General features: G+C 62.5%; 9 protein-coding genes and 1 tRNA gene. 4 read left to right on the top strand and 6 right to left on the bottom strand.

Annotated features, from left to right (window positions below):
• The first annotated feature begins 4 nt into the window (after positions 1-4).
• The gene (locus tag R3E77_05595; GenBank protein ID MEZ5498891.1) at positions 5-718 is read left to right on the top strand and encodes a hypothetical protein; all 714 of its coding nucleotides are present in this window, start codon (positions 5-7) and stop codon (positions 716-718) included.
• A gap of 3 nt (positions 719-721) precedes the next feature.
• Here R3E77_05595 and purL read toward each other — a convergent pair whose 3' ends face one another.
• Positions 722-4,639 (bottom strand): phosphoribosylformylglycinamidine synthase, encoded by a 3,918-nt coding sequence (gene purL / locus R3E77_05590; GenBank protein ID MEZ5498890.1) that lies wholly within the window; start codon positions 4,637-4,639, stop codon positions 722-724.
• 17 nt (positions 4,640-4,656) lie between these two features.
• Entirely contained in the window at positions 4,657-5,001 is a 345-nt protein-coding gene (locus tag R3E77_05585) for a DUF1820 family protein (GenBank protein ID MEZ5498889.1), read from the bottom strand.
• A gap of 109 nt (positions 5,002-5,110) precedes the next feature.
• On the opposite strand from R3E77_05585, the gene tagH reads away from it, so the two are divergent.
• A complete protein-coding gene (gene tagH, locus R3E77_05580; protein ID MEZ5498888.1) occupies positions 5,111-6,415 on the top strand; it encodes a type VI secretion system-associated FHA domain protein TagH in 1,305 nt (434 codons plus the stop codon).
• Here tagH and R3E77_05575 read toward each other — a convergent pair.
• Positions 6,412-7,587: a cupin domain-containing protein gene (locus R3E77_05575; protein MEZ5498887.1), complete on the bottom strand. Its 1,176-nt coding sequence runs from the start codon at positions 7,585-7,587 to the stop codon at positions 6,412-6,414. The two genes, tagH and R3E77_05575, sit on opposite strands and share 4 nt — an antisense overlap.
• Positions 7,588-7,675: 88 nt before the next feature.
• Here R3E77_05575 and R3E77_05570 point away from each other — a divergent pair, with 88 nt between their 5' ends.
• A complete protein-coding gene (locus tag R3E77_05570) occupies positions 7,676-8,644 on the top strand; it encodes a hypothetical protein (protein MEZ5498886.1) in 969 nt (322 codons plus the stop codon).
• Positions 8,645-9,446: 802 nt separating this feature from the next.
• Here the strand turns inward: R3E77_05570 and R3E77_05565 are convergent.
• A tRNA-Ser gene (locus tag R3E77_05565) sits at positions 9,447-9,539 on the bottom strand.
• Positions 9,540-9,593: 54 nt separating this feature from the next.
• On the opposite strand from R3E77_05565, the gene mltF reads away from it, so the two are divergent.
• Positions 9,594-10,994 (top strand): membrane-bound lytic murein transglycosylase MltF, encoded by a 1,401-nt coding sequence (mltF, locus tag R3E77_05560; protein MEZ5498885.1) that lies wholly within the window; start codon positions 9,594-9,596, stop codon positions 10,992-10,994.
• Here mltF and R3E77_05555 read toward each other — a convergent pair.
• Entirely contained in the window at positions 10,973-12,367 is a 1,395-nt protein-coding gene (locus tag R3E77_05555; protein MEZ5498884.1) for an MATE family efflux transporter, read from the bottom strand. The genes mltF and R3E77_05555 overlap by 22 nt on opposite strands.
• Entirely contained in the window at positions 12,354-12,833 is a 480-nt protein-coding gene (tadA, locus tag R3E77_05550) for a tRNA adenosine(34) deaminase TadA (protein ID MEZ5498883.1), read from the bottom strand. Before tadA ends, R3E77_05555 begins: the two co-directional genes overlap by 14 nt.
• Positions 12,834-12,893 lie beyond the last annotated feature (60 nt).

Here is a 12,893-nt window from a genome sequence, read left to right as displayed (position 1 = left end):
ACACATGTCAGTGCACATCGACACTCACGGCAGGCTGCACAACGACCACGCGGCAGTGCTTGCGCTCACCTGTCCGCATTGCGAGGTCGTGTCGCACATCACGCCGATGGCAGTGCCCGGTTTTGACGACCTATCCAGGCATCGTCCGGCCAAGATCGGCGTCGTGTTCCGCTGCGATGCCTGCAACTCGCCCTTGTTCCTGCGATTTGCCGTACGCATGTACAGCACGCAGCGAATCGAGCTTGCGCCTGGCTTCGAGGAAGTGGAGCGCGCGCAGGAGAAATTCTCCTTCACCCACCTGCCCGAGCGCATCGAGCTCTATTTCCGCGAAGCGCTCAATTGTTACAGCGCCGGCGCGTTCACGGCTTTTGCCATGATGTGCCGACGCGTTGCGCACACCGCGTTTGCCGAGGTCGGTGAGTCGGGCAAGTTGAAACTCTTCGATCAGCTCAACGAGCTGAAGCTGCTCGCGGACCTCGACGATGACAGCTTCGCGCTCGTGCGCCGCGTGGTCTTTGGCAGCGATGCCGATCCGCGCGATGCGCCGCCGATACTCGACAGCTACCAGGCCGGCGTGTTGCTCGAGATCATGAAAGACCTGCTCTACCAGGCCTTCGTTCGAGGCGGTCGTCTGCAGCAGGCATTGATGGTGCGCCGATTCTTCGTCGACGCGGCGCAGGAGACGATCACGCCGCTCAACAACGATCGTAGCGCCTGAGTACTAGACGCCGGCGATCCAGCGACGCGCATTGCGAAACATGCGCATCCAGCCGCTGAATTCACCCGCGCCGGGCGGTGACCATGAATTCTGTACGTTTCGAAACACGCGCTCCGGGTGCGGCATGGTGATGGTTACGCGCCCGTCCAGATTGCATAGCGCCGCGATTCCCTGCGGCGAACCGTTGGGGTTCTCCGGGTAGGCCGATGCCGGCTGGCCGGCGCGCGCTGCATAGCGAAACGCGACCAGCCCGTTTGCCTGGCAGAGCTCGAGCTGCTGCTCCGATGCGAACTCCGCGCGACCCTCTCCGTGTGCAACAGCGACGGGCAGCATGGAACCCTGCATGTCCGCAAAGAACAGTGAGCGCGACTTCAGGATTTCGACTTCGGTGAACCGCCCCTCAAACTGCTCGCTGCGGTTGCGCACGAAACGCGGCCAGGCATCAGCACCGGGAATGATTTCGGCCAGAGCGGCAAACATCTGGCAACCGTTGCACACGCCAAGCGCCAAGCTCCGTTTATCGGCGAAGAAACTGGCGAACTGATCGCGAAGTTTCTCATTATAGAGAATGCACTTCGCCCATCCTTCGCCCGCGCCGAGCACGTCACCGTAGGAGAAACCGCCGCACGCGACCAGCGCATGGAAGCGATCGAGCGACACGTCGCCGCGAATGAGGTCCGACATGTGCACGTCGTGCGATTCGAAACCGGCGAGATCGAGCACGGCCGCCATTTCCACCTGGCTGTTGACGCCCTGCTCGCGCAACACCATGACTTCGGGCCGCGCCTTACCGACGATGTGGGGTGCCGCGACATCCTCCTGTGGATCGAATGTCAATTGCACGCTGATTGGCATCTGCCGAAGCCGGGTGTGGGTTGCAAATTCCTCGCGTGCGCACTCGATATCGTCGCGCGCAAGTTTCATGCGCAATGACGTCTCCGACCAGGCGCCTTTCAGAGTCTGCCAATCGGCATCTATGACGCCCTCACCGCAGGCGATACGCAGGCGCGCGCTATCGGCCTCTGGCGCGACCAGGGTGCCAATGTCGAGGAGGCCTTCGAGGCCATGCCTCGCGAATACAGCGCATACCTCAGTCGCCTCGGACGAGCGGACCTGCAACACGACGCCCGGTTCCTCGGCGAAGAACACTGCTGCGGGCGGGGCATCGGCTGGACAGGGAAGTCGCACGTCGAGACCACAATGGCCCGCGAAGGCCATTTCGATCAGCGTGATAGCGAGACCGCCATCGGAGCGATCGTGATAGGCCAACACAAGGTCTCGCTCGCGCAGCTCGGCGAGCGCCAATGCCAAGGACTCGAGGGCGGCTGGATTTCCCAGATCGGGCGCAACGTCGCCGAGTTGCCCGTAGACTTGCGCGAGACAGGACCCGCCCAACCGATACCGGCGTGCGCCGAGATCGATATAAAGGAGCCGGGTCTCGCCGCAATCGAGGCGCAGCTGCGGCGTCAGCGTTCGCCGCACGTCGCCGACCGGCGCGAACGCGGACACGATCAGCGAGACTGGCGCCACGACCGCGCGCTCGCCGCCAGGCTCGTGCCAGCGAGTCTGCATCGACAGCGAATCCTTTCCGACAGGTATGGCAATGCCGAGCCGCGGACAGAGCTCACGACCCACGGCTTGCACGGCCGCATAGAGCGCGGCGTCCTCACCTGGCGAACCACAGGCCGCCATCCAGTTCGCTGACAGGCGAATCTGCGTGAGGCTGGAGATGTCCGCGGCGAGGATATTGGTAATAGCCTCTGTCACGGCCATGCGCGCAGCGGCAGCGGCATCAACGAGCGCAAGCGGTGTCCGCTCGCCCATCGCCATGGCCTCGCCCGCATAACCCCGGTAATCGGCCACGGTGACCGCGACATCGGCCACCGGGACCTGCCAGGGCCCGACCAGCGGGTCGCGACTCACCATGCCACCCACGCTGCGATCGCCGATATGAATGAGGAAGCTCTTGTCCGCGATCGCCGGGAATCGCAACAAGCGCTGCAAGGCATCGTTGGGATCGATACCGGCCGCATCGAAGTGCTGCAGTCTGCGCTTCGCCGTGGCGACATCACGGTGCATCCGCGGTGTCTTGCCAAGGAGCACATCGAGCGGCATGTCCACGATTGCGCGCTCACTGCGCGCATCGGTGACCCGAAGTTGACCATCTTCGGTAAGCTGACCGACAACGGCATACGGGCATCGCTCGCGCCTGGCGATCGCGACGAATTCTGCAATGCGCTCGGCCGCGACGACCAGCACGAATCGCTCCTGCGATTCGTTGCACCAGATTTCCATCGGTGACATGCCAGGCTCATCGATCGGCGCCGCCAGCAAATCGATGTTGGCGCCGCGACGGCTGTGCGCCACCGCCTCGGGCAGCGCGTTCGACAGCCCACCCGCGCCGACATCGTGTACGAGCAGGATCGGATTGTCGGCTCCTTGTGCCCAACACCGATCGATAACCTCCTGCGCGCGACGTTGCATTTCGGGGTTGCCGCGCTGAACCGAAGCGAAGTCGAGATCCGCCGACCCGCTGCCGGTACCCTGCGATGAAGCCGCGCCGCCCCCCAGACCGATCAGCATTGCCGGACCACCAAGGACGATCAGCGCGCTACCGGCGGGCACGTCGCATTTTTCGACATGCCCGGGCCGCACATTGCCGACGCCACCGGCAATCATGATCGGCTTGTGATAGCCGCGGCGAGTGCCCGCTGGGTCATCTGGCAGCTTCAGCTCGAAAGTCCGAAAATAACCATTGATGCCCGGACGTCCGAATTCGTTGTTGAACGCCGCCGCACCAATCGGTGCATCGCGCATGATCTCGAATGCGCTCGCAATCCGGTCGGGCTTGCAAATTTCATCCTCCCAGGGCTGCAGGAATCCCGGGATGCGAAGATGCGAAACTGTGTAGCCAACCAGTCCTGCTTTAGGCTTGGCGCCTCGGCCGGTCGCCGCCTCATCGCGTATCTCGCCGCCCGAGCCGGTCGCCGCGCCCGGAAATGGCGAGATTGCGGTTGGATGATTGTGTGTTTCCACTTTCATCAACATGTGCACCGGTTCGTGCAGCCAGCGATACACACGCGACTTCGGGTCGGCAAAGAAGCGCGTGGCGGCTGAGCCTTCGACGACAGCCGCATTGTCCTTGTAGGCCGAGAGCACGCCGCGCGGATTGGCGGCGTGGGTCATGCGGATCATCTCGAACAGGCTGTGCTCGCAGGGTTTGCCATCGATGGTCCAGCGTGCGTTGAAGATCTTGTGTCGGCAATGCTCGGAATTGGCCTGGGCGAACATCATCAACTCAGCATCCGTTGGATGGCGTCGCACGGAGGTAAAGAACGATTGCAGGTAGTCGATTTCGTCCGCGCTTAGCGCGAGTCCCCACTCCTCATTGGCTGTTTCGAGCACCTGGCGCCCAGGCGCAAGATCGAGCGTTCGCAACGGGCGCGGTGCGTGATGCGCAAAAAGTCTTTCCGCCTCGTCGACTGCGGCCAGTACGGTCTCGGTCATGCGATCGTGCAGCAGGTCAAGCACCTGGCGACGTGCCTCGGCATCGAGCATTCCCAGGCCGCGCAGAGGAATACGCACGCCGCGCTCGATGCGTCGCACCGCAGCGAGACCGGCAACGTGCGCAATATCGGTTGCCTTGCTCGACCAGGGCGAGATGGTGCCAAGTCGCGGCACGACGATGACATGCTCGGCGCCGCTCTCGCGCATCGGGCGGTAGCGCGGCCCGTAGCGCAACAGCGCCTCGAGGACCGCGAGTTGCCGCTCGTCGAGGCGATCCGCGAGGTCAACGAGATGGATGAATTGCGGTTGTTGCTCGGCCAGGCAAAGCAGCTCGACGCCACGCCCTGCCAATGCATCCCGCACTCGGGTCAGGCGAAACTCCGGCCAGGCCGGACCGCCGCCGATTACCAGCATTCAGCTCGGCTCATGCGTCACTTGCCCGGTCCACGCTCGCCGCCGCCCGGAGGATAAATGGGCATCGGGAACTGGGCGACATTGCTGCCCTCGTAGTTGCTGATCTTGCTGGTCCCCTGCTTCTTCACCTCGTCAATGCGCAATACGGAATGCATAGGCAGATAGGTCCGTTTGACTTCATTGAACTCCGTCTTGATACGCTCCTCCGAGGGGTCGAGCACCATGCCCTTGCGGGTGTCAAAGACGAGCTCCTCGACTTCGATGAAGCCGAACAGGCCGCCGTGGCTCACCTTGCGCGCGTATACCTCGTAAACCTTGCCCTGATTCACGAACAGGATCCTGAAAATGTGACTCGCTGCCATCGGCCCCCGACCCAGTACTGATAACTTGGTCTCAATATTATAGGGGCGACCGGCCCAGTTGGTCGGCTGCCCGTCAACTTTCAGGCGGCCCGGGACAGGATACTGATTAATGGCTCTGAAACTACGCGTAGTCAGTGACCACCGCCGCCGCCTGGGCCCCGGCGCAACCATCATCATGGGGGTGGGCGGCGGCAATATCGGTCGCTCGACAGACAATGACTGGATACTCCCGGACAATCAGCGCTATGTCTCTGCGCACCATGCACGTGTCCTGTTCCAGGAGGGCGGCTATTACGTTGAGGACCTGAGCAGCAACGGAACCTTCCTGAACGATTCGCGACGGCCGATGCAGCGCAAATCGCCGGTGCGACTGAATAACGGTGATCTATTGCGCATTGGCGCCTACCAGATTGTCGTGACTATCGACGAGCCGGACGGCGCGGTCGAGCGCACGACCAACGACAAAATGCCGACGGCCGCAGCCGACTCGCTCGACGCCCTGCTGAAGGAACCGTCCATCGTAGCCGCTCCAGCGCAAACCGATACGCTGACCGATATCGGCGCATCGCTCAATGTCGCGTCGCTCCTGAAACCCGATGCGTCGACCGGCGACAGTTTTCCGGCGGTCAATGCCTATGGCCAGGCTATCTCCAGCAGTCAGCGCTCCCGGGCGCAAGCTGTCAATTCGGCCGCCGACGAAGTCATCGAACTCCAGGACGAAGAGGAAGCCGAACGCGTCGCGCGACGGATGGAGAAACTGCGCCGCGCAGCGCGCCAGCAGGCCCCGGACCAGAACGCCGCGCTACAGGATGTGCGCTCCGGTATCGAGGCATTCTGCCGAGGTGCCGGCTTGTCTGTCGAGAAATTACCCGAAACTGCCTACACGCGCATGCTGCATCTGGCAGGTCAGTTGTTGCGCGAATCCCTGGTGGGCCTCAAGGATCTGGCCCGGCACCAGCACAAGACCCTGAACCGGCTGCGCATCGAGTTGCCGAAGTCGGAGCAGGCGGAGCCTTTCTCGATCGATCGCACGGCCGTCGACGATCTGCTGGCGCAACTGCTGGCAAGCCATGACAGCCGCCGCGTCGATGCGGTGCAGTGGCTGCGCGGTTGCTTCGAAGAGCGTAATCAGCACGAATTTGCCAGCAGTGACGCGATGCGCAACGCGCTATCCGAAATGCTCGCGCGACTGTCTCCCGCGGAACTGGAAGCGCGATTTGCGCGTGCGGCCCGCGGCGGCAAAGCGGGACCCGCCGAATACTGGCCCTTGTACACGCAGTTCTTCCACAACCTGGCAGGCCAGAGCTCATCGGCCATGCCCCATGCCTTTGTGGAAGCCTTTGCCAATCACTATCTCGAACTGCTGCGCAGCGACGAGAACCAACAGAGCGAGAAGCGCAGCCAGGCGCTCTAGCGCATATCGGTCGGTACCACGATGCCGCGGTCGATCAGCTTCTGCAACTCGACAAGGAATGTCGCCCGGTCCAGGCCGCCTTGCTGCGCGAGCGCATCCTCGAGCGAGAACAATCGTTGTCCGAGTACCCACTCGAGCGCGATGTGCGCATCGGCAAGCGGAAATTCCCCGCTCTCGCAGCTGACAAAATAGCCCCGATCGTTGCGCAAAAGTCGCGCTGGCTTGGCTAGCGAAAACCAGGACGGCGCGGGTTGCTCAGGCAAGCCATAATCCGTGGTCGACCGCGCAAGGCGCGCCTGCATCGCGCGCACATCGAGCCCGAACGCCGGCGAGAGCATGACCGTGCGCACCCTCTCCGCCAGCTGTACCAGGCTTTGGCGCAGCGCAGTTTCCTCGCGCGCGTCCGGCAGATAGGCGCGAAATTGCGACTCTGGAGTCAGGATGCTCTCGAGTAGCTTGAATAGTGCGAGGCCATTGGCCGGAGCGACGCCAAAAGTCACATGCAGCGAGGCACTCGCGCCGGTCAACGCGTCGTGATACTGGCCGCGAGGCAGATAGAGGATATCGCCGGGTCGCATTTTGACTTCGAACAACAAGCGCCCGCGGGACGACTGCAGCCACTTTTCCACTTCATCGCCAGGCGGCAAGGGAGCAATAGGTGCATCCGCGCGTGCTTCGTAGACACGCCAGGTCTTCTCACCCTCCGCCTGGTAGGCAAAAACATCGTGCAGATCAAAGTGCGTCTGAAAGGCCTGCACACCCTTGAACGAACAATAGACATTCGCCCACACGCGTGCCGCGAATTGCTCTTCCAGAATACCGGTGATGCGGGCGATTTCCGGACACACCTTGTGAATCTGGTTGGCAATGAGACTGGCGCCAAGGCCCAGCAGCGACTTGACCTTCGCGGGGTTGATCGGCGCAGGCAATCCTGGCTTTGCATCACTCAGGTCGCAATAGTTCTCGCGCAGCGCCGCCCTGCTCTTGTAATAGACCTTGAGGGTTTCCTCGTTCCAGTAAGGTGCAAGCGCCAATGCCCGATTGAATCGTGGCCAGTCGAGCACATCGACATGGCGTCCGGCATTGGCGGGCATGTGCACCGGGCGCTTGCCAAAGTAGTCGCTGCAGAAGCTGCGCGCGTCGAAGGGAGCGATGAAGTCGGCGAAAGCCATGCGATTTCAACGGTAGCACCGGCCAGCGGAAACTGTCCAGAATAAGGCAGCGTTGACATGCACCGCAGGGGAATGATCTCCTCGCCGCATGGCCGTTGCCGAGCAGTCTGCCTTGCCGACACGTGCGATCCTGCGCCCGGACGGATTGTATGTCGCCGTTCGTGACATTCCCGCAAGCGCCTTGCGCGATCCCTTCATGCAACAGACCGTCGAGCGAATGAGCGCGGTGGATTCGCTCGTGCATGTAACTCCTGACCGGTTGGCCCAGGCCACACCGATGCCGGAGCCGGCCGGCCTGATATTCCATGTCGCGCGTTGCGGCTCGACCCTGGTGTCTCAAATGCTGAAGGAGTGCGCCAATCTCGTCGTTTATTCCGAACCCGGGCCGTTCAATGAGCTGCTGCTACCTCCGCCAGCAGTACCGCGAGCGCAGCTCGTTACATCATTGCGAGCACTAGGCGGTCTTTTCGCACGGCACGCCGGCTCCAACTATGTGATCAAGTTCAGCAGCTGGAACACGCTCTTCTGCGATCTGCTCGCCGAGGCATTTCCAAGCTCACCGTGGTTGCTATGCCTGCGCGATCCGATCGAAGTCGCGGTATCGCTCGCCCGTGAAACGCCTGCCTGGATACGCGCCGGGTCCGAGCCCGCGCGGCGTCTGGCGGCAGTTGTCGACCCGCAGGGCGCAGCTACCTGCGCCGAAGATTATATAGCGCGTGTCTATGGAGCCTTCTGCGTAGCCGCCGCGCGATTGCCTGCGTCCCGCGGGTGGTTGCTCCATTACGAGGAGTTGCCGCAGGCTGTTTGGCAGACCGTGGCAGGGCATTTTTCACTTGCGCCCGACACCGCGACCGAGAACGCAATGCGCGCGGTATCGAGACTATATTCAAAGGCACCTGTTGGCAGCGCGGTCGCGTTCGACTCCGACAGTGTCATCAAGCGCTCGCTCGCCGCCCCGGTTCTACGCGATGCCGTCGCCCGATATGCATCACCACAATTGCTCGCGCTGGAGGCACAGGTGCGTGGAATAGGTGGTTCCTTTCGGGGGCACAGCTAGCGCCAGGGCAAGCACGCGAATGACGCAGGATCTATGCAGCGCGCGCCGTGGGTGCTCATTACGCTGACTGCGCGCCGCGCAACGTGCACATATCGACACGCAAAGGGTGGGATGACTCAGCGCTTCGCGCCTCGCCCCTCAAGGGGGCCGCTCGCTCGCTTGCGCTCGCTGCGCGTTCGCTTCGGCCGCTCGCGGCCTCGCGTCGAACCCCGGCGCGCCCGCAGTGCTGGCTTCGCACCACGCTGACTGCGCGCCGCGCAACGTGCACATATCGACACGCAAAGGGTGGGATGACTCGGCGCTTCGCGCCTCGCCCCTCAAGGGGGCCGCTCGCTCGCTTGCGCTCGCTGCGCGTTCGCTTCGGCCGCTCGCGGCCTCGCGTCGAACCCCGGCGCGCCCGCAGTGCTGGCTTCGCACCACGCTGACTGCGCGCCGCGCAACGTGCACATATCGACACGCAAGGGTGGGATGACTGGCGCTTCGCGCCTCGCCCCTCAAGGGGGCCGCTCGCTCGCTTGCGCTCGCTGCGCGTTCGCTTCGGCCGCTCGCGGCCTCGCGTCGAACCCCGGCGCGCCCGCAGTGCTGGCTTCGCACCACGCTGACTGCGCGCCGCGCAACGTGCACATATCGACACGCAAAGGGTGGGATGACTCGGCGCTTCGCGCCTCGCCCCTCAAGGGGGCCGCTCGCTCGCTTGCGCTCGCTGCGCGTTCGCTTCGGCCGCTCGCGGCCTCGCGTCGAACCCTATTCTTCATCTGCACGTGGGTTCTCATCCCACTGCGGGCTACGCGGTCATTTCTTATGGCGGAGAGGGTGGGATTCGAACCCACGTGCCGGTTTTACCCGACCATCCGATTTCGAATCGGCGCCGTTATGACCGCTTCGGTACCTCTCCGTTGCGGTAGCGCGGGAATTGGTATTCTATCGCAACGGCGACGCCAGAGGCACGGTGATTCTGCGACTGCTCGACCCAAAACCTGTCTGGCCTGCGCTCTGCGCCTGCGCTGCGCTAGCTCTGCTACCCGCCTGCCGGCCCCGAAACGCGCCAGATCAGGACTTGAGCGGCGTCAACGCGCGCGGTGTGCTGCGATTTGCAACACTCGTGCGGCCGCACTCCTACTACGTGGGCGCTCACGGGCCCGAAGGCATCGAATATCTGCTGGCCAGGAATTTTGCAGAGAACCTCGGTGTCGACCTCGAAGTATTGACCTATTCCGACAGCTATTCGTTGCAGCGGGCGGTGGCACGCGGCGATGCGGACATCGGTGGTGCGCAACTCACGGCAGAGCCGCCCCTTACGGATGGCGTGCAGGCAACTGCACCCTACGATTTTGTGCCGCAGCTGATTGTCTACCGGCGCGGCAGCCGATCACCGCGCGGGATCGCCGCGCTCGATGGACGCCACATCGCTGTACCTGCGGCCAGCTACCAGTTGGCCCTATTGCGGCAATTGCGCTCAGCGCAACTACCCAAGCTATCGTGGCAGGAATTCGACGCGCCGCATGGCACGCGCCACCTCGAGGTTCTGCATGGTGATCGGCTTGACCTGGCGCTCATCGATGCCAATGTTTTCGCGTTCGTACGTACCCTGTACCGTGATATTTCCGTTGCATTCCCGCTCGACGAACAACGTCCCGTGCAATGGTTCGTGGCGCTTTCCGCAAACAGGTTGCGCGAGCGCATCGAGTCCTACTTCATTGCGATACAGACTTCCGGGTTACTTGCCCAAATCGTGCAACGCAGTGTCCCCGGAGCGGACGACGCGGAGCTCTCCCCGCTGGAATTGCGCGCAGATGTGCTGGATCGCCTGCCGCAGCTTCGGCCACTGTTCGAACAGGCGGCTGGCGAGAACCAGCTCGATTGGCGGCTGCTTGCGGCGGTCGCGTACCAGGAGAGTCGCTGGCGTGAAGATGCCGTGTCGCCGGATGGTGCCCGCGGTATCATGATGCTGATGCCGGCAACGGCTCGACAGCTCGGCGTCGACGATGTGTTCAATATCGGCGCCAATGTCAAGGGCGGTGCCCGATACCTCGCGCAACTGCGCGACCGATTGCCAGCACGCATCGCCGAACCCGACCGCAGTTGGCTTGCGCTGGCTGCCTACAACGTCGGATTTGGACATCTCGAGGACGCACGGGTCATTACCCAGATGCGTGGCGGCAATCCTGATCGCTGGCAGGACGTGCGTACCAACCTGCCTTTGCTGGCGCGCGAAAGGTGGCACACGCGCGTGCGTCGTGGCTACGCGCGCGGCTGGGAGCCCGTGCAGTATGTCGACCGGATTCGGCGAATGCTGGATGTCCTTGAGTGGTACAGCACGCAACCGCGTTATGGCGAGTCGACCGGGTGACTCGCCTGCGGCAGCAGGCGGGCTTTTCGCCACGACCCAAATCGGTAATAGATGACAGTCGCGGTTGCCGCGAGCGCAGCCGCAACCGGAAAGCTCCACCACATGGCGCGATGACCGAACTGGTCGGCGAGATAGTAGGCGCCAGGAATGCGCACCAACCATAGGCTGACGAACAGCACCACGAGTGGTGCTATCACGGCTCCCGTGGCGCGGATAACACCGTTCAGCACCATCGCAATTCCGAAAAGCGGGTAGGACCAGAGCACAATCGCGTTGATTTTCTGCGCAACGTCGAGCGTGACGACGTCGCCTGGCAGGAACAGTCCGAGCGCCGGCCGCGCCAGCGCCAGCAGCATGATGACCGGAATGCCTGTGAGCAACAGGTTGAAAAGGACGGCGCTGCGGGCGATCTCGGCAACCCGATTCCACTGGCCTGCACCGATGTTCTGCGCCGCCATCGAGGAAACAGCCGCGCCGAGTGCAAACGCCGGCATTTGCACGTATACCCATACTTGCATTCCCGCAGCGAACGCCGCAGTAACTACGGTGCCGAAGCGGTTGATCAGCGCGATCATTGCAACCATGCTGGAAGACAATACGATCATCTGCAGCCCCATCGGCAGCCCCTTGCGCAGCAACGTATTGATGATCGCAGCAACCGGGCGCAACAAATGCAGCTCGTTGCGATGCAACCACACGACGCTGCCGCGACGACGCATCGCGCGGAGCATCATGGCGAGCGAAATTGCCTGCGAAAGCAGCGTTGCAAGCGCCGAACCCGCGATTTTCAAGCCGGGTACCGGACCGAAGCCGAAAATCAATAGCGGATTCAGTACGATATCGAGGAGAACCGCCAGTGCCATGAAATAAAATGGAGTTTTGGCGTCGCCGGCACCGCGCAAAACGGCCATGACGAAGAAAAACATGAACGAGAATGGCAGGGCCAGAAACAAGACCTGCAGATAACTGCGCGCAAGTGGCAAGGCTTCGTCAGGCGTACGCATCAGCGCGAGAATGTCGCCCGCAAGAACGAGGCCCACGACGCCAATGACGGCCGAAACCGCGAGGAAAAATCCGGCACTGCTGCCGACGACGCGCCGTGCCTCGGCAGCGTTGCCGGCTCCAATGTGTTGCGCTATCAGGATCGTTGCGGCCATTGTCAGACCAAAAACCGCGCCAAGCAGCAGGAACATGAGGATGTTCGCGTTCGCTGTTGCCGTCAGTGCAGCTTCGCCGAGAAACTTGCCCACCCACACGGAATTGATCGATCCATTGACCGACTGCAGCACGTTGGCATAAAGGATCGGCAGTGCAAAGCGCAACAGGGTACGCGGTACCGGGCCACTTACGAGCGCCGTATCAACGTGCCGCATTGCGCACCCTGCGGTTGGCGAAAAACTCGCTTAACAAGCGACCGGCTTCCGACTGCATTACGCCGCCGAACACATCGACCCGATGGTTGACCCATGGCGCGGTGAAAATGTCGACGACGCTACCGCCAGCACCGGCCTTCGGGTCCCAGGCCGCGAACACGAGCCTGCGCAATCTGGCATGAATGATTGCTGTCGCACACATGGCGCATGGTTCAAGGGTGACATACATGATGCAGTCATTGAGCCGGTAGCTTTTGAGCTCGATTCCCGCTGCGCGCAACGCAATTATTTCTGCATGGGCCGTTGGATCATGGGTGGAGATCGGCTGATTGTAGCCTTCGCTTATGATTCGTTCATCGCGCACCAGTACCGCGCCAACCGGAACTTCGCCGGACGCCGCAGCTCGCTGCGCCTGCTCAAGCGCAGCGCGCATGAAATGTTCGTCCAGACCTGTGTTGACGGGCATAGGCAGATTTTCTTCAGCGTGTCTTCGCTGCGCTCGGCTCTACATTGTACCTTTGCTACC

Source organism: Steroidobacteraceae bacterium, assembly GCA_041395505.1.
In the GTDB taxonomy this organism is placed as follows: Bacteria; Pseudomonadota; Gammaproteobacteria; order Steroidobacterales; family Steroidobacteraceae; genus JAWLAG01.
This window is presented reverse-complemented; position numbering and strand designations above follow the sequence as displayed.